This window comes from Pseudomonas sp. Emmai, from assembly GCF_055179735.1.
This window is the reverse complement of the sequence record NZ_CM143685.1, coordinates 978,081-995,447: the sequence shown is the minus strand read 5'-3', so window position 1 is coordinate 995,447 and position 17,367 is coordinate 978,081. Positions and strand designations below refer to the sequence as shown.

Annotated in this window: 15 protein-coding genes; 9 read left to right on the top strand and 6 right to left on the bottom strand. The window is 61.9% G+C overall.

Features of this window, described 5'->3' with window-relative positions; all coding sequences use genetic code 11:
• Positions 1–5 precede the first annotated feature (5 nt).
• The 7 genes from urtE (at position 6) to ureC (ending at position 5,254) form a co-directional block, all read left to right on the top strand.
• Positions 6–704, top strand: a complete 699-nt coding sequence (urtE, locus tag ACY4LX_RS04395) for an urea ABC transporter ATP-binding subunit UrtE (protein WP_463259264.1) — start codon at positions 6–8, stop codon at positions 702–704.
• Positions 705–734: 30 nt separating this feature from the next.
• A complete protein-coding gene (locus ACY4LX_RS04390; RefSeq protein WP_463259263.1) occupies positions 735–1,574 on the top strand; it encodes an urease accessory protein UreD in 840 nt (279 codons plus the stop codon).
• A 164-nt stretch (positions 1,575–1,738) separates the two neighbouring features.
• Positions 1,739–2,041: an urease subunit gamma gene (gene ureA / locus ACY4LX_RS04385; protein ID WP_033055605.1), complete on the top strand. Its 303-nt coding sequence runs from the start codon at positions 1,739–1,741 to the stop codon at positions 2,039–2,041.
• Between the two features lie 9 nt (positions 2,042–2,050).
• Positions 2,051–2,584, top strand: a complete 534-nt coding sequence (locus tag ACY4LX_RS04380) for an N-acetyltransferase family protein (protein WP_463259262.1) — start codon at positions 2,051–2,053, stop codon at positions 2,582–2,584.
• 6 nt (positions 2,585–2,590) lie between these two features.
• Positions 2,591–3,127, top strand: a complete 537-nt coding sequence (locus tag ACY4LX_RS04375) for a GNAT family N-acetyltransferase (RefSeq protein ID WP_149660628.1) — start codon at positions 2,591–2,593, stop codon at positions 3,125–3,127.
• A complete protein-coding gene (locus ACY4LX_RS04370; protein ID WP_149660627.1) occupies positions 3,124–3,429 on the top strand; it encodes an urease subunit beta in 306 nt (101 codons plus the stop codon). Before ACY4LX_RS04375 ends, ACY4LX_RS04370 begins: the two co-directional genes overlap by 4 nt.
• A gap of 124 nt (positions 3,430–3,553) precedes the next feature.
• Positions 3,554–5,254, top strand: a complete 1,701-nt coding sequence (ureC, locus tag ACY4LX_RS04365; protein WP_149660626.1) for an urease subunit alpha — start codon at positions 3,554–3,556, stop codon at positions 5,252–5,254.
• 57 nt (positions 5,255–5,311) lie between these two features.
• On the opposite strand, the gene ACY4LX_RS04360 is transcribed toward ureC, so the two are convergent.
• The gene (locus ACY4LX_RS04360) at positions 5,312–10,579 is read right to left on the bottom strand and encodes an NEL-type E3 ubiquitin ligase domain-containing protein (RefSeq protein WP_463259261.1); all 5,268 of its coding nucleotides are present in this window, start codon (positions 10,577–10,579) and stop codon (positions 5,312–5,314) included.
• Between the two features lie 232 nt (positions 10,580–10,811).
• Here ACY4LX_RS04360 and ACY4LX_RS04355 point away from each other — a divergent pair, with 232 nt between their 5' ends.
• On the top strand, positions 10,812–11,936 hold the full coding sequence (locus ACY4LX_RS04355) for a sensor histidine kinase (RefSeq protein WP_149660623.1): 1,125 nt from the start codon (positions 10,812–10,814) through the stop codon (positions 11,934–11,936).
• 63 nt (positions 11,937–11,999) lie between these two features.
• On the opposite strand, the gene ACY4LX_RS04350 is transcribed toward ACY4LX_RS04355, so the two are convergent.
• Positions 12,000–12,305, bottom strand: a complete 306-nt coding sequence (locus tag ACY4LX_RS04350) for a chaperone modulator CbpM (RefSeq protein WP_149660622.1) — start codon at positions 12,303–12,305, stop codon at positions 12,000–12,002.
• Positions 12,306–12,332: 27 nt separating this feature from the next.
• Positions 12,333–13,286 (bottom strand): DnaJ C-terminal domain-containing protein, encoded by a 954-nt coding sequence (locus tag ACY4LX_RS04345; RefSeq protein WP_463259260.1) that lies wholly within the window; start codon positions 13,284–13,286, stop codon positions 12,333–12,335.
• Positions 13,287–13,585: 299 nt separating this feature from the next.
• On the opposite strand from ACY4LX_RS04345, the gene ACY4LX_RS04340 reads away from it, so the two are divergent.
• Positions 13,586–14,854 (top strand): Hsp70 family protein, encoded by a 1,269-nt coding sequence (locus tag ACY4LX_RS04340; RefSeq protein WP_149660619.1) that lies wholly within the window; start codon positions 13,586–13,588, stop codon positions 14,852–14,854.
• A gap of 103 nt (positions 14,855–14,957) precedes the next feature.
• Here ACY4LX_RS04340 and ACY4LX_RS04335 read toward each other — a convergent pair whose 3' ends face one another.
• From ACY4LX_RS04335 to ACY4LX_RS04325, 3 genes are all read right to left on the bottom strand, one after another.
• Positions 14,958–15,971, bottom strand: coding sequence for an AI-2E family transporter (locus tag ACY4LX_RS04335; RefSeq protein ID WP_149660617.1), 1,014 nt, complete (start codon positions 15,969–15,971; stop codon positions 14,958–14,960).
• Between the two features lie 178 nt (positions 15,972–16,149).
• Entirely contained in the window at positions 16,150–16,455 is a 306-nt protein-coding gene (locus tag ACY4LX_RS04330; protein WP_003221193.1) for a PsiF family protein, read from the bottom strand.
• Between the two features lie 72 nt (positions 16,456–16,527).
• On the bottom strand, positions 16,528–17,316 hold the full coding sequence (locus tag ACY4LX_RS04325; protein ID WP_463259259.1) for an AraC family transcriptional regulator: 789 nt from the start codon (positions 17,314–17,316) through the stop codon (positions 16,528–16,530).
• Positions 17,317–17,367 lie beyond the last annotated feature (51 nt).

Sequence of the window (17,367 nt, the reverse complement as noted above, 5' to 3'; positions counted from 1 at the left end):
TTCCGATGCTACAGGTCCAACACCTTCACCAGTACTACGGCGGTAGCCACATCCTGCGCGGTCTCTCGTTTGAGGTGAAGGTCGGCGAAGTCACGTGCCTGCTCGGGCGCAATGGCGTGGGCAAGACCACCCTGCTCAAGTGCCTGATGGGCCTGTTGCCGTCCAAGGAAGGCGCGGTGAATTGGGAAGGCAAGCCGATCACCACGTTCAAGCCGCATCAACGGGTGCATGCCGGGATTGCCTACGTGCCCCAGGGCCGGGAGATTTTCGGGCGGTTGACCGTCGAGGAGAATCTGCTGATGGGCCTGTCGCGATTTCCCGGCTCTGAAGCCAAGGAAGTCCCGGCGTTCATCTACGAGCTGTTCCCGGTACTGCTGCAAATGAAGCAGCGCCGTGGCGGGGACTTGTCCGGTGGGCAACAGCAGCAATTGGCGATTGGCCGTGCGCTGGCCAGCCGTCCGCGCCTGCTGATCCTCGACGAGCCCACCGAGGGCATCCAGCCATCGGTGATCAAGGAAATCGGTGCGGTGATCAAGAAGCTCGCGGCCCGGGGCGACATGGCGATTTTGCTGGTGGAACAGTTTTACGATTTCGCCGCCGAACTGGCCGATCAATACCTGGTGATGTCCCGGGGCGAGATCGTGCAGCAGGGTCGCGGTGAAAATATGGAAGCCGAAGGTGTGCGCGGTCTGGTTACGATCTAACCTGTAGCGTCCTAACGATAATTAGAAACCATGAATTTACCTGCACCCACTGTCCTGTTTACCCCGAGCTGGCACGCCGAGCTGGAGCTGGGCTACGCCCGTTTCGGCGACAGCACGCGCCCGGTCCTGCGCCGACACCAAGGCCCGCTGCGGGTGCAAAAGCACCTGTACGCCGAAGGGCCCGAGGTGTGCCAGCACATCATCGTCCACCCGCCGGGCGGGATTGCCGGCGGTGATCGGCTGGACATCAGCGCCAGCGTCGGCGTCGATGCCTGGGCCCAGATCACCAGCCCGGGCGCCGCCAAGTGGTACCGCGCCGCCGGCCCCGCCTATCAGCAGCTGGACTTGCAGGTGGCGGCCGGTGCGACACTGGAATGGCTGCCCCAGGAGACGATCATCTTCAGCGCCGCCCAGGCAGAACTCAGTACCTCGATCAACCTTGAAGGCGATGCCCGGTTGTTTTACTGGGACGTGGTCGCGCTGGGGCGTCCGGCCAGTGGCGAGCGTTTCGACCTCGGGCACTTTCAGGCAACACTGGATATCCGCCGCGACGGCCAGTTGCTCTGGCACGAACGCCAGCGCATTGTCGGGGGCGATGGTTTGCTCGACTCGCCGATCGGGCTCGATGGGCAACCGGTGTTTGCGACGTTGCTGGTGACCGGGGAGATTGATAGCGATTTGCTGGAACAGTGCCGCTCGCTGCCCAATGACGTGCGCGGGGATCTGACCCAGTTGCCGGGGCTGTTGGTGGTGCGGTGCCTGGCCAGTGAGGCGCTGCTGGCGCGGGGTTGGCTGATTGATTTGTGGCGGTTGCTGCGGCCCGCATTGCTCGGACGCGAAGCCGTCCCCCCGCGAATATGGAGCACCTGAATACCGATCCTTGATCATCGATCCACGGATCTCCTGATCACCGATCTCCTGTAGGAGCGAGGCTTGCCCGCGAAGCTTTTGGCGGCCTCAAGGTCCCCTTCGCGGGCAAGCCTCGCTCCTACAGGGTTGTAGTGACCTTTTATCTGCCGATATGGATTCCAACGATGGACCTGACCCCACGCGAAAAAGACAAGCTGTTGATCTTCACCGCCGGCCTCGTCGCCGAGCGGCGTTTGGCTCGCGGCGTGAAACTCAATTACCCGGAAGCCATGGCCTACATCTCCGCGGCGCTGCTCGAAGGTGCCCGTGACGGTCGCACCGTGGCCGAGCTGATGCATTTCGGCACCACCCTGTTGAGCCGTGAACAAGTGATGGAAGGCATCCCGGAAATGATCCCCGAGATCCAGGTCGAAGCGACGTTCCCCGACGGCACCAAACTGGTCACCGTCCACCAACCGATCGCTTGAGGCCGCGCCATGACTTATCTGATTCGTGATGCGCTGCACGCCGACCTGCCGGCGATCCGCGACATCTACAACGATGCGGTGCTCAACACCACCGCGATCTGGAACGAACAGGCCGTGGACCTGGGCAACCGCCAGGCCTGGTTCAGCGCCCGGCAGGCCCAGGGTTATCCGATCCTGGTGATCGTCGACGGTGACAACGCAGTACTGGGCTACGCTTCATTCGGTGACTGGCGGCCGTTCGACGGGTTTCGCCACACCGTCGAGCATTCGGTCTACGTGCGCAGCGACCAGCGCGGCAACGGCCTCGGCCCGCAATTGATGACCGAGCTGATCGAACGCGCCAAAGGCTGCGACAAGCACGTGATGGTCGCCGCCATCGAAAGCGGGAATGCCGCCTCTATTCGTCTGCATGAACGCGCCGGTTTCATCATCACCGGACAGATGCCCCAAGTGGGCACCAAGTTCGGCCGCTGGCTGGACCTGACCTTCATGCAACTGACCCTCAATCCTGGCGCGGAGCCGCCAATCGCCAACAAGGAGTGACACCCGATGAACGCCGCCCAACTGCGCCGCGTGAATGTTGAAAGCTTTGCGCACTATCGCCAGGGTTTGATCGATTTGCTGCTGGATGCCGTGGGTTACGGCGCCAGCGTCGGTTTCATGGCTGATTTGGATGCGACACAGGCCCGGGCTTATTTCGATGAGGTCCAGGCCGACCTGAACCAGGGCAATGTGCTGCTGTGGGTGGTGGTCAAGGACGAGCAGGTGCAAGCCAGCGTGCAATTGACCCTGTGCCAGAAAGCCAACGGCTTGAACCGCGCCGAAGTGCAGAAGTTGTTGGTGCGTGAACACGCCCGTCGTCGCGGCCTGGGCCAACAATTGATGAGCGCCCTGGAACTCGCCGCCCGCCAGCACAAGCGCGGCATGCTCTACCTCGACACCGAGGCCGGCTCCCCCGCCGAAGATTTCTACAAGGCCTTGGGCTACACCCGCGCCGGCCAGATCCCGGATTACGCCTGCGATCCCGCCGGCAATTACCGGCCGACCGCCCTCTACTACAAGATTCTGCAAGGAGTGAATGGATGATTCCCGGTGAATACCAGATCCAGCCCGGCGACATCGAACTCAACGTCGGTCGCCGCACGGTCAGCCTGAAAGTCGCCAACAGCGGCGACCGGCCGATCCAGGTCGGCTCGCATTACCATTTTTTCGAAACCAACGACGCCCTCACCTTCGACCGCGCCGCCAGCCGCGGCATGCGCCTGAACATCCCGGCCGGCACCGCCGTGCGCTTTGAGCCGGGGCAGAGCCGGGAAGTCGAGCTTGTCGAGCTCGCGGGGTTGCGCCGGGTCTTTGGGTTTGCGGGAAGAATCATGGGCGACTTATAGATCGACTTCAGCAGCCAGTAACAAGCAGCAAGCTGCAAGAAAGAGCAGTTTGCGGCCCCCCCTATCCGCTTTTACTTGAGGCTTGCAGCTAGAAGCTTGCAACTCAATTACGAGGAACGAGTAATTGAAGATTTCCCGTCAGGCCTACGCCGACATGTTCGGCCCTACCGTCGGTGACAAGGTGCGCCTGGCCGACACCGAGCTGTGGATCGAGGTGGAAAAAGACTTCACCACCTACGGCGAAGAAGTGAAGTTCGGCGGCGGCAAAGTCATCCGCGACGGCCAGGGCCAGAGCCAGTTGCTCGCGGCCGAAGTGGTCGACACGGTCATCACCAACGCCCTGATCATCGATCACTGGGGCATCGTCAAAGCCGACGTCGGCCTCAAGGACGGACGCATCGCCGGCATCGGCAAGGCCGGTAACCCGGACGTGCAACCGAACGTGACCCTCGCCATCGGCGCCAGCACCGAAGTCATCGCCGGGGAAGGCATGATCCTCACCGCCGGCGGCATCGACACCCACATCCATTTCATCTGCCCGCAGCAGATCGAAGAAGCGCTGATGAGCGGCGTCACCACCATGATCGGCGGCGGCACTGGCCCGGCCACCGGCACCAACGCCACCACTTGCACCTCCGGGCCGTGGCACCTGGCGCGCATGCTCCAGGCAGCGGATGCGTTCCCGATGAACATCGGCCTCACCGGCAAGGGCAACGCCAGCCTGCCGGAGCCGTTGATCGAGCAGGTCAAGGCTGGCGCCATTGGCCTGAAGCTGCACGAAGACTGGGGCACCACCCCAGCGAGCATCGACAATTGCCTGACCGTGGCCGATCAGTACGACGTGCAAGTGGCGATCCACACCGACACCCTGAACGAGTCCGGCTTCGTCGAAACCACCCTCGCCGCGTTCAAGGGCCGCACCATCCACACCTACCACACCGAAGGCGCGGGCGGCGGTCATGCGCCGGACATCATCAAGGCCTGCGGCTTCCCGAACGTGTTGCCGAGTTCGACCAACCCGACCCGGCCGTTCACCCGCAACACCATCGACGAACACCTGGACATGCTGATGGTCTGCCATCACCTGGACCCGAGCATCGCCGAAGACGTGGCGTTCGCCGAAAGCCGCATCCGCCGCGAAACGATTGCCGCCGAAGACATCCTCCACGACCTCGGCGCGTTCTCGATGATCAGCTCCGACAGCCAGGCCATGGGCCGGGTCGGCGAAGTCATCACCCGTACCTGGCAGACCGCCGACAAGATGAAAAAGCAGCGCGGCGCGCTACCGGGCGACGGCGAAGGCAACGACAACTTCCGCGCCAAACGCTACATCGCCAAGTACACCATCAACCCGGCGATCACCCACGGCATCAGCCATGAAGTGGGTTCAATCGAAGTCGGGAAATGGGCGGATCTGGTGCTGTGGCGCCCGGCGTTTTTCGGGGTCAAGCCAACGCTGATTCTCAAGGGCGGCGCCATTGCGGCGAGCCTGATGGGCGACGCCAACGCCTCGATCCCGACGCCACAACCGGTGCACTACCGCCCGATGTTCGCCAGCTACGGCGGCTCGCTGCATGCCACCAGCCTGACCTTTATCAGCCAGGCCGCCCAGGACGCCGGATTGCCCGAAGCCCTGGGTTTGAAGAAGAAAATCGCCGTGGTGAAGGGCTGCCGTGACGTGCAGAAAACCGACCTGATCCACAACGACTACCTGCCGAACATCGACGTCGATCCGCAGACGTATCAGGTCAAGGCTGACGGGGTTTTGTTGTGGTGCGAACCGGCAGAAACCTTGCCGATGGCCCAGCGTTACTTCCTGTTCTGACACCCGCAAAAAACCACTGTGGGAGCAAGCGTGCTCCCACAGGTTTTTTTGTGGCGATCAGGATTCGGTGACCACCGTGAACGGCAATTCAACCCGCTGCAACCTGGCCCGGTCCATGGCTTCCTGGGTCAGTTTTTTCAGCAAGGCATCCATGTCATCGAGGATGAGTTTGAGCTGAGCGTCATAGGCTTCGTCGGTCATGACCTGCCCCGCGGCAATCTCGCTATCCGGTTTATCCAGCGCCGTGGCCAGTTCCTTGAGTTGTTCATTCAAGCGTGCCAGGGCGTCCGGCGTCACGTCAGCGTCGGCTCGCTCATCCATCGTCACCTTGAATTCGGTGGTGAGGTCGACCTTGCGCCTGAACACATCAAACGCCTCGCGGTTCTGCGCCTCGACCCAGGTTTTCCAGAACGGCACTTCGGCAATCGCATCGCGCAGCAAATCCCCCTCCTCCAACGCCAGCACTCGCTCATACGCCGCATCAATCATCGCTTGCGTGACCCCGGCGATGTTGCGGAACTGCATGCCCCGGGCCTGCCAGGGCAGATCAAGGCGTGCGGCCAGGTCGGTCATGTACGCCAGATGCACTTCCACCACGTCGATCGTGCCGACGACGTCACCTTGCTCGTTGACACGGCGGTAGGTTTCACCCGACGCCAAGCGCTCGGAGACGCGGCGCCGGGCGATGGCATCGAGCTGGTTCAGCCGCGACTTGCCCCGCGCCAGCGTCACCAGTTCCGCCTCGATCAGGGCCGGATTGGTCAACTGATACGCCTCGTGGGTCAAGACTTCGATACCCATCGCGTTGAACACCTGAGTGAGCCCATCCACACACTCGGTGGGCGCCAGGGCTTCGGCAAAGAGTTTTTCCCGCAACTCGGCGTTCTCGGCCATGGCCTCCAGCATGCGCCAGACTTTGGCCGTCAGGTCGGCACGGTAAGCGCCGGCAGCCTTGAAGTCGGCGGTCTGGGTCAGGGACCTGATGCGATTGAAAAACGGTTCGGAACCCCACTCATCTTCCAGCGCGTCCCACACCGGCATGCGCCTACTCCATTGGGTTTCGGACATGCCTGCGGCCCAGTAGACCCCATCCACGGAACTGCGAGGCGGATAGGGACGATCCGGATCCATGCCCACGGACTCGATATACATCCTCAGTTGCTCCAGGGTTTCGGCCGACATCCACTGTGGGCTGCGGCTCACATGGGTGCGGGCGAGCAATTCGGCACGCGCCGACCCTGGCGCCACGACCGGCACCAGGCTGATGGGGTTGTTGCGCAGATCGAGGTAGATATTGCGCTGGCGCGGGCTGGCAAACAGCCCCATGGGCCAGGTGTCGATCCCGGTGCTGTTGAGCAGCAGCACCTGCAAGCGCGCCATGCCGCTGACATCCGGCAGGCGACGCAATGGATTGCCGCTGAGCGAAATGGATTCCAGGCGGACCATTTTGCGCAGCTGCGCCACCGCGAGGTCCGTCAACTCGATCTGGTTATTGCTCAGCGACAATTCGGTGAGGTAACGCATGTCACCCACCGCTGCGGGCAGGCGATTCAACCGGTTGCCGGTCAGGCTCAGCCAACGCACCCGGCTAAACGGCCTGAGAAAATCCATCTGGCCTGTGAGCAAACCGTTGTTGCGCAGGTTCAGGCCGGTCACGTGATCGAAATTGGCCCGGAGCGGCGGCATGGTCGCCAGCAGTTCGCCCAGGTTGTGATTGTCGAGATCAAGCAACTGCGGATGATCCTCCCCAATCACTTCAGGGCCTCGGGGCCCGAGGCGCTGCCAACAGCGACGCAGCGCCGTCGCCACTTTGTTACGGGCATCCCATTGCGCCATGCTGCGCGAGGTCAGGTTCAACACCCTGGAATTGACCCAACGGGACAATCGGTTGTTCAGGTCGTTGAACTCGGCTTCCAGTGCGCGCATCTGCACGGATATCGAAGTGCCTCTTTGCTGGAACTTCGCGATCAACCAATCGAGATCAGCCTCGGAAAATCCGGGGTACAGGGACCTGGCGCGATGGCGCAGAATCCCCACGTCCGGCACATACCCATGGCCGCTCTGCATGCCGCCGCGCAACTTCATGGTCTGGGGGTCGTAAGCCGGTTTGCGCTGCGGTGAGTCCTGCAGGATCAGCGCCAGTCGATCATGGGCCAAGGGCGCTTGCTGCACCTGCAACTTGAGCTGGGCCCCCTGATTGATTTCATAGCCCAGCGCCTTGCGTTCGGTATCGGGCAAGGCATGCAGCAGCGCACCGTACAGATCATCCGCGCCGTGCAAATGCTGATCCCGGGCATCGCGGGTCTCGAAGGTGCCGTCCTCGTTGAGCACCAGTACTTTGCGAATCGGTGCGTCCACCGGGCCGACGCTGTCACGCAGCGCGCCATTGAATGAAAACAGGCGCACCTCGATTCGCACGTTTTTCGACCACCCCGGCAACGCCGCGATGCTGTGCAGCGCCAGGCGATCGGCGTCCGCGCTGGCCAGGTCCTTGAGGTACAAACCCTCGTAGGCGCGCACCACCCGCACCTCCTCCAGGGCCTGGCGTGCCTGGGCGTCCAGGCGCAGCGGCAGGCGACCTTTTTGCGCCATGAACCTCAAGTCCTCGGCATGCGCCTGCTCCAGCAATCGTTGGCCGACGCTGCCCGGCAACCCGGGGTATTTGTCCTGAAGCACGATCAACCGGGCATCGCGAGTCCGTTCAGCGGCGTGATAAAGCGAATCGAACAGACGCCGGGTCTGGCGCCCGGCATGCATGGCCAGGCGTGCGCGCAATGCCTCCAGGCGTGGGTTGCGATCCACCGACAGCCGCGTGCCGAGCAGGTCGTGGATTTCGTGTTCCTTGAGCGAATCCAGTACGCGCCCGGGCAAGTCCCCGCCCTTGAGATGCGCGCGGCTGAGCTTGATCGTGTCTGGCGCCGTCGCGTGGACATTCCCGTACTTGATCGAGGGGCCGGACAGGGCCTGCGTATCAAACAGTTCAATCGCCCGGGCTTCGGGCCAGCCAGGCAGTTCGGTGACAAAGGTCGGCAGGAACCCTTCCAGGGTTTCCGACATCCGGTTATCGAGGATCTGCCGCCCCACGGCTTCGGCCTCGGCGTAGGCCTTGAACCGCTTGAGGGTGTCGCTGAGCAACGGTGGCGGGCTTTCATGCTCGGCGTGCAGTCGGCGCAATACGCGCTGATCGACGCCGCTGACCGTGCGAATCTGCGCCTGGGTCGGCTCGGCAAACGCCTCCAGCGCATGCCCCAGGCGCCGCCAAACCTTGGCGTCGTCCCAGGTCAGCGGCTGCTCCAGTTCGGTGGCCCAGGCGCCGGCGCCGTTATGGGCAAGTCGGGGTCGGTAGGCGTTGGCTCGGGTCGGGTGTTCGATGCAGTACTCGCCCGTTGCGGGTTCGGTGCTCACCCGATAGCGGGTGTTTTCCAGGGGCAACAGGGTTTTGCCGTCCTGGTGGTGCAAACCCAGTTCGTCGGGGCCAGAAGTGTCGGGCAACGGCTGGTCATGGGCATAGGGCGCAAGGTCGGGTTTCCACAGGCTGGGCTGGCCATCGGGCAGTTCCACCGGGCGCAGGCTGTCGAGCACCGGCGAGGGCCGGATCGGCGTGACGCCGCCGGGCAGCACATGCCCGGCGCCCATCATCGCCAACTGGGCGCCGTTGATCAGCACCGAAATAATGTGCCCCGCCGCTTCATCGCGGTCGCCCTTGCTCCAGTCCTCAAGGCCTTCGGCCAGTTCTTCGAGGAGCTGCGCCGCCATGACCACGAGCACGGCCTCGCCGACGCCCGGCACCAGCATCGCGGCGAAGTTGAAGACATTCCAGGCGATGTCGAGGTAGCTGGTCAGGCGCTTCCAGCGGCTTTGGGCGTCCTCGTCCCCGGTGGGTACGGCAATCAGCCGGGCATCGCTGATCAACTTGTCCCGGCGCTCGACGTACCGGTGGCTCCACAGATTGCCGGTGATGATGTTGGTGATCGGTTCCGGGTCGGGATTTTCCACCGCTGTTTCGCGCCACCATGGCCCCATGTCCAGGGGTTCGCGCTGCTGCCAGGTGAAGGTCCTGAGGCGTTCCTTGACCCGGCTGAAGAACACACCCTTGTCGTTCTGCGCGACAAACCGGCTGAAGAACGCCTGGTAGTCGGGCCTGTTCAACTGGCTGACCAGGGTTTTCATGAAGTCGGTGAACGAGTCGTACTGCTTGAGCGGATGGTCGGGATCATCCGGGATGTACACCAGCAGGCTGCCCACCAAACGGCTTTGGCGATACGTGTCCTGGTTGCGCGCCAGTGCCTCAGACAGGCCCTTGGGCCCGTTGGCGAAAAAGGCCCTGAGCAGTTTGATCCGTTCGTATTCCTGGCCCGGCAGGATCGGCAGTTGTTGCGAGACATCCAGCACCACGCTGAGCAAAGGCCCGGCCATGGCGTCGACGGCTTGTTTCGCCCAGCCCGGTTCAGCCACGGCGCTGAACAAGGTAATGCCGCTCATCCTGAAGCCCATCAGCGACAGGCGATGGTTGAGCATGGGCGCGCCATTGAGCTGCTGCCCAGGCGTGCCGTCGTGGACGGCGAGCAGGCAGGCATAACCGTGGGCGGTAATCTCGCCCTTGAGCAACGCCCGGAACGCCGCGTATTTGAACGCCGCTTTGTCGCTGTCCACCGATTGCTGCTGCAAGGTCATCCTGGCCGTGGTCGCGACCGGCTGCAAAATCGCCTGGATATGCGCCTGGTACTGCGCCCCCAGGTCCAGGCGCCGGCACAACGCGACAAACTGCGCCACTGTCAGGGCATGTCGCACCGGCGCGCCATCGGCATCGCGGGTGAAAATCCCGGAACCCTCACGCCAGGCCTTGGGCTCAGCTTCGCTGGCTTCGAAATTGTGCAGGGCTGCGTCCAGCAGGCTCAGTTGTCTGAACCGGCTGGCATCGCGGTCAATGCCAAAGATCAAGGTATCGGGGATATACAGGCGCAACTCGGCTTCGCGCACATCCAGCGTCAGGTTTAAGTGTTCTTTTAGTGCGTTGACCAATAACGGTTCGGCAAACTTGCGAACATCCTGTTGCAACGTGCCGGTCAACGTGTCGAGTTGCCCTTGTAAGAACCAGCGGCGACTGAACAAGTCCTTGAGACTTTCTCGATCAATCTTTCGCGCCTTGAGGTACCAGTCAGGAAAGGCGCCCCGTACGAGTTCGGCCGCCAGCAGGTGGGCCGCGGGAGCCTGCCCCTGCCAATGCTGGAGGGACTGTGCAACACGCTCATAAGCGCCTGCATTTTCATTAATACCGGGAATATAAGCGGGCACTGGCGTGCGGGTGTCTGGTGAATCTTGCATATCGCTATCGTCCTTGATGACAAAGCCATCAGGCTAGCGATTATTGTTCATCAACAATAATGCAAAAACACGAAGTGTCCCCGCCCTTAAACAACGTCGACCTTTCAACATTCCAAAAGCCGACTATATATAAATACCACCGGGCGCCTCTCCATTTGTGCGGTGTTTACCTGACCGGGAAGGCGCTAAGATGCGGGTCACTTTCCGCCGTACCTGCTCAGGATTCTGCTCCATGCGTTTAAGCGAATTCATCGTGGTAGAGGTCGATCGTGTCGTCGATGAATGGGAGCAGTTCGCCCGCGCGATCACCCCTGACGACAACCTGGATCGCGCCACCTTGCGCGATCATGCCCGCTCCATCCTGCTGGCCGCCGCCCGGGACATGACCACCGCGCAGACCGCCCAGGAACAGGCCGCCAAGGCCAAGGGTGACGGCCCGGAGAAAACCCCCAGCCTGGACAAGGCCGCCGCCAGCCATGGCGAATTGCGGCACAACGTCGGCTTTGACCTGGTGCAGATGACCTCAGAGTTCCGTCATCTGCGCGCCTGTGTCATCCGGCTCTGGGTCGAGAGCCTGCAATCGCCGGACCTCGCCTACTTCCAGGACATGATCCGCTTCAACGAAGCCATCGACGAAGCCCTGGCCGAGTCGACTGCGGCCTACGCCGAGCAGGTCAATCATTCCCGGGATATTTTCCTGGCGATCCTCGGCCACGACCTGCGCGCACCGTTGCAGGCGGTGAGCATGTCCACCGAAATGCTGATGCGCAAAGCCAACCTCGAAGGTGACGCCCTGACCTGCGCGCACCACATCAAGCGTGGCACCCGGCACATGGCGGCGATGGTCAGTGATTTGCTGGAACTGGTGCGCAGTCGCCTGGGCAAGAGCTTGCCCATCGAACCAAAACCGATGGACCTGGCCGACGCCGCGCGCGAAGCCATTGCCCAGGCCTGCGCCGGCAACCCCGAATGCGATCCGACGATCACGGTGCAGGGCGATACCCACGGCACCTGGGATGCCGGGCGCATCAATCAGCTGTTGCAGAACCTGATCGGCAACGCGTTGCAGCATGGCTCGAACAAGCGTGACGTCAGTGTAGTGCTCAGCGGCGAGGCCGACTCGGTGCGCCTGACGGTGCATAACTATGGCGTGCCGATTCCGGAAGAGGCGCTCGGCACCATTTTCGATCCCCTGGTGCGCAACGCCGACGAAGAACTCGGGCAGCCGTCGACCAGCCTCGGTTTGGGCTTGTTTATCGTCAAGGAAGTGGTAAACGCTCACCGGGGCACGATTGAGGTCAGCTCCAGCGAATTGGAGGGGACGTTGTTTACGGTGGTGTTGCCCAGGAAGGTGTGATGGCTTGGGACCGCTTTTGTGGCGAGTGGGCAAGCCCCCTCGCCACAGGTTCAGTGCCTGCCGTTACTCAACGACCAACCGCCCCAACCGCTGCTTGAGCATTCGATTCTCAGCCCGCAGTTGCTGCACTTCTTCCAGCAAGTCCAGCGCCAGCGCGACGCCTTCCCACTCCAGCTCCAGATCGCGCCGCAGCTTGGCGGCGCGTTTGGCCAGGGCCAGTTCGTAATCGTTGAAACGCCAGTCCTTGGGCGCAGAGCCCTGAGGTTCGAGGATGCCGTGTTCGACGATTTCGATCACGTAGACGTCCGACAGCTCGGTCGCCTCACAGAATTCTGCCATGTCCAGTTGAACGATCAGGGGACTGCTCATTGTCAGTAGCTCCAGGGTTCTAGCGGATCAAAAATTTTCCCGTGGGTCGAACGCGGCTTTCTGCGCCAGCTCTTGCCACAACGCCTTGACCTCATCGTCCGAGGCTTTCGGCATCACGGCCTTGAGCTGCACGAACAGGAAGCCACGCTCGCCCTTCTTGTTCAGCAAGCCATGGCCCTTGGCGCGCATGCGCTGGCCATTCTGGCTGCCGGCCGGGACCTTGAGGTTGATCTTGCCGGTCAGGGTCGGCACCGCGACTTCGGCGCCCAGCGCCAGCTCCCAAGGAGCCAGCGGCAAGGTGATGATCAGGTTCTCGCCTTCGACGTCGAATTTCGGGTGCGGGGCGAAGCGGATGATCAGGAACAGGTCGCCATTGGCGCCACCACCGGTACCCGGCGCGCCCTGGCCCTTGAGGCGAATACGCTCGCCGTCGGCCACACCGGCCGGGATCTTCACGTTCAGGCTTTTCGAGGTGTTGCTGACATGCTGCCCAGCCGCGTTGTACTGCGGCACCTGGAAAGTGACCTTCTTCGATTCGTTCGAGAGGGTTTCTTCCAGAAAAATTCCAAGTTCCATTTCCACGTCTTGCCCTCGACGTCCGGCACTGCGACGCGACTCTCCACCCCCAAAACCAGGCCCACGGTTGCCGAAGATCGAACTGAAGAAGTCCGAAAATTCGCCCGTGTCCTGACCGCCACCGAAACCACCGCCGCCGCCGCCACGCCCCTGCCAGCCTGGCGGGCCCTGGAACGGTTGGCCGTGCTGGCCGTATTTGCGCAAGTCGTCGTATTCGGCGCGCTTGTCGGCACTTTTCAGCGCTTCATAGGCTTCCGAGGCGTCCTTGAACTTGGCCTCGGCGTCTTTTTCCTTGCTGACGTCGGGGTGGTATTTGCGGGCCAGCTTGCGATAGGCGGCTTTAATCGTCTTATCGTCCGCGGTCGGTTCCACACCGAGAATCTTGTAATAGTCTTTGAAGTCCATCTAAGGATCACCATCCGTTATCAAAATCGCGCCGCTACCCCGACAGCATGCGCGCATTGCAGGCTGTCGGGTTGACCGATCTCAAGTTTGTGACCGGGCAGCGCATCAGAAGTTTATCGGCAGCGGCGGGCGGTTCTTGCGACCGCCAAATGGCTGCCAGGGTCGATGCAGACAAGTTTGGGGCATCGTGCCCGCTTATCAAGGCGCTATTGCCGGTGATTTAGCGGATAGTCGGCCTTCGAATCTTCGCCGCACTGGCATACACTGCGCGGCCGTTTTTTAACCGGAACTCGAAAGACATGAAAAACGCATCCCCAGCCCGTGCCTGTGGTATCGACTTCGGCACGTCCAACTCCACCGTCGGCTGGCTACGCCCCGGCATGGAAACGCTGATCGCGCTGGAGGACGACAAGATCACCCTGCCCTCGGTGGTCTTCTTCAACATCGAAGAACGCCGCCCGGTGTACGGCCGGCTGGCGCTGCACGAGTACCTGGAAGGCTACGAAGGCCGGCTGATGCGCTCGCTCAAGAGCCTGCTGGGTTCCAAGCTGATCAAGCACGACACCAGCGTCCTCGGCACGGCGATGCCGTTCAAGGACTTGCTGGGCCTGTTCATCGGCCAGCTGAAGAAGCGCGCCGAAGCCGAAGCCGGTCGTGAGTTCGAAGAAGTGGTGCTGGGTCGCCCGGTGTTCTTCGTCGATGACGACGAACTGGCGGACCAGGAAGCCGAAAACACCTTGGTCGACGTGGCCCGCGCCATCGGCTTCAAGGACGTGTCGTTCCAGTACGAGCCGATTGCCGCGGCGTTCGACTACGAGTCGACCATCGAAAAAGAGGAGCTGGTGCTGATTGTCGACATCGGCGGTGGTACCTCCGACTTCTCGCTGGTGCGCCTGTCCCCTGAGCGGCGCATGCACGACAACCGCCACGACGACATCCTCGCCACCGGCGGCGTGCACATCGGCGGGACCGATTTCGACAAGCAACTGAGCCTGCAAGGCCTGATGCCGCTGTTCGGCTACGGCAGCCGCATGAAGAGCGGCGCCTACATGCCCACCAGCCACCACATGAACCTGGCGACCTGGCACACCATCAACTCGGTGTACTCGCAGAAGTCGACGTTGGCCCTGGGCAGCATGCGCTACGACATCGAAGACACCGGCGGCATCGATCGCCTGTTCAAGCTGATCGACCAGCGCGCCGGCCACTGGCTGGCCATGGAAGTGGAAGAAACCAAGATCCAGCTGACCCACGCCGACAGCCGCCACGTACCGCTGGACCGCATCGAGCCGGGCCTGAGCGTGGAACTGACCCGCGCCTTGTTCGAATCCGCCATCGACAACCTGCTGGAGCGCGTGCGCAACAGCGTCACGCAACTGCTCAACGATGCCAACGTGCGGGTTGATCAGGTCGATACGGTGTTCTTCACCGGCGGTTCCAGCGGCATCCCGGCGCTGCGCAACAGCGTCTCGGCGATGCTGCCGAAGGCGCGGCATGTGGAAGGGAATATCTTTGGCAGCATCGGTAGCGGGTTGGCGATTGAAGCCATGAAGCGTTACGGCTGCTGAGAAGCAGCGGTAAGTTGCAAGCTTCAAGCGGCAAGTAAAAAGCAGGAGCGAACACCGCCACTGCTTTGACTTGTTGCTTGAAACTTGCGGCTTGCAACTGCTTTTAAACCATCCCTACCAGCTTCAACTCACTCTTCAAATACGCGTAATAAATCGGCCCCGCCACCACCCCCGGCAGGCCGAACGCGGCCTCGAACACCAGCATTGCCAGCAGCAACTCCCACGACTTGGCACTGATCTGCCCGCCGACGATGCGCGCGTTGAGGAAGTATTCGAGCTTGTGGATAAAGATCAGGTAACCCAGCGCCGCCACCGCGACCCAGATCGACAGCGACAAACCGACAATGGTGATCAGGGTGTTCGACATCAGATTGCCGATCACCGGCAGCAGGCCGAGCAGGAAGGTCAGCACGATCAGGGTTTTGGTCAGCGGCAGCTTGATGCCGAACATCGGCAGGATCACCGCCAGGAAAATCCCGGTGAAGAAAGTGTTGAGCAGGGAAATCTTGATCTGCGCGAACACGATGTTGCGAAACGCCTGGACCAGCAGGTGCAAGCGGTCGAACAGCGCGGCGGCCAGCGGTTTGCGCTTGGTCACGTCCGGTACCCGCTGCAAGGCGATGATCGCGCCCAGCACCATGCCGATCAGCAACGTCACGAACATGTGCGCCGCGTCCTTGCCCACCAGTTGCAAATCGCTGAGGTGTTTGCTCATCCATTCGCCAATGGCCACGCGGAATTCAGCGGCGCTGGCCGGCAGGTACACATCGATGAACGGCGGCAACTGCCCGCGGGCGCGGTCGACCACGTGCATGAATTTGTCGAGGGAAGCCCCGGGGTTTTCCGCTTCGTGCAATAGAAAACTGATCGCACCGGCAAAGATCAGCGCCAGCACGCTGACCACCAATGTGCCGAGCAACGCCACCGCCAGCCAACGGGCGCGGCGACCTTCGATCAGCCGCTGCAACTGCGGCGTGAGCATGTTGACCAGTTCAAATACCAACAACCCGGCCAGCAGGCTGGGCAACAGGCGCAGCGGGATCACCAGCAGCAGCCCGCCAAAAATGATCACCCAACTGACCAACAGCAATACATGACGCTGAGAAAACGTTGGCATACAGCCTCAAAACGAACGGCGTAAAAGGATGGGCAGTCTGCCAGCGATCCGAGGTCAGCACTAGGAATTGTGCATAACCTGTAGGAGCAAGGCTTGCCCGCGATGGGCGCGCCGCGAATACCCATGACACACCGCGTTATCGTTCATCGCGGGCGAGCCATGCGCCTACAGGGCCGGATTATTTCTTCTTCAGGCAATCGCTCATGAAGGTTTTGCGCGCATCGCCCGTGAGGGCTTTGGTCTTGGCGTCCGCGTTGCAGGTTTTCATTTTTTCCTGCTGCGGGGTCAGGACTTTCGCGTCATTGGCGGCCGGGGCGGCTTTGAGGCAGGTGCTCATGAATGTCTTGCGCTCATCGCCCTTGAGGCTTTTCGCGGTAGCGTCGGCATTGCAGGTGGTCATTTTGTTCTGTTGGGCCGTGGCGGCGAAGCCCTGGGAGCAGAGCAGCAAACCGATCATCAACAAAGGGACACGCAACATCTTCATGGAGTTTTCTCCTTGTTGCCGCACCGATGGATGCGGCCTCGCCCTGAAGTGTAGACAAACCCTGTAACACCTTCACCTGGTCTCGAGGTGGCTGCGGCGATATTGCTCCGGCGTGCACCCGGCCTGGCGCTGAAACATGGCGATAAAGGCCGAACCGGTGCTGTAGCCCATGTCGAAGGCGATGTCCTGAATGCTGCGCTGGCTGCCCAGCGCTTCAATCGCCGCGAGAAATCGCAGGCGCAGGCGCCACTCGCCGAAACTCATGCCCAATTCACGCACGAATTGCCGGGCCAGGGTGCGTTCGCTGACGTGAATCTGCGTCGCCCACACCGCCAAGGGCCGGTTATCCCCGGGCTCGGCCTGCAAGGCTTCAAGTATCCCGAGCAGCCCCGGACTGCTGGCGTAAGGCAAATAACAGGCGTGCTCGGGGGCCTGTTGCAATTGATCCACCAACACCTGGGCCAGGCGCACGTCAGTGTCCTGTTCGGGAATCTTCACGTCGCGAGCGGCGAAGTCCTTGAGGATCGCCTTAAGAATGTCGCTGATGGCCAGGGTGCACGCTTGTTGCGGCAGATCCCGGCACAGCGACGGCGCCAGGCACACCGCGCGGTAGTTGATTGGCTGGTTGCTGTAGAAACTGTGCTCGGTCTGCGGTGGCACCCACACCGCGTACTGCGGCGGCGACATGAAGCGGCTGCTGCCGATTTCCATGTGCAACACGCCATTGGCCGAATACTCCAGGGTGCCCCACGGGTGGCGGTGGGCCGAGGCGTATTCGTGGGTGTCGAAGTCGGCGTAGCGGAAGTACACCGGGGCCGGCAGTTCGCTGAAATCCAGCAGATCGATGTGTTTACTGCTCATGCTGTCCGTCATCAAGGGCCGATTGTCTGGATCGGAGTATAGGCTTGCATC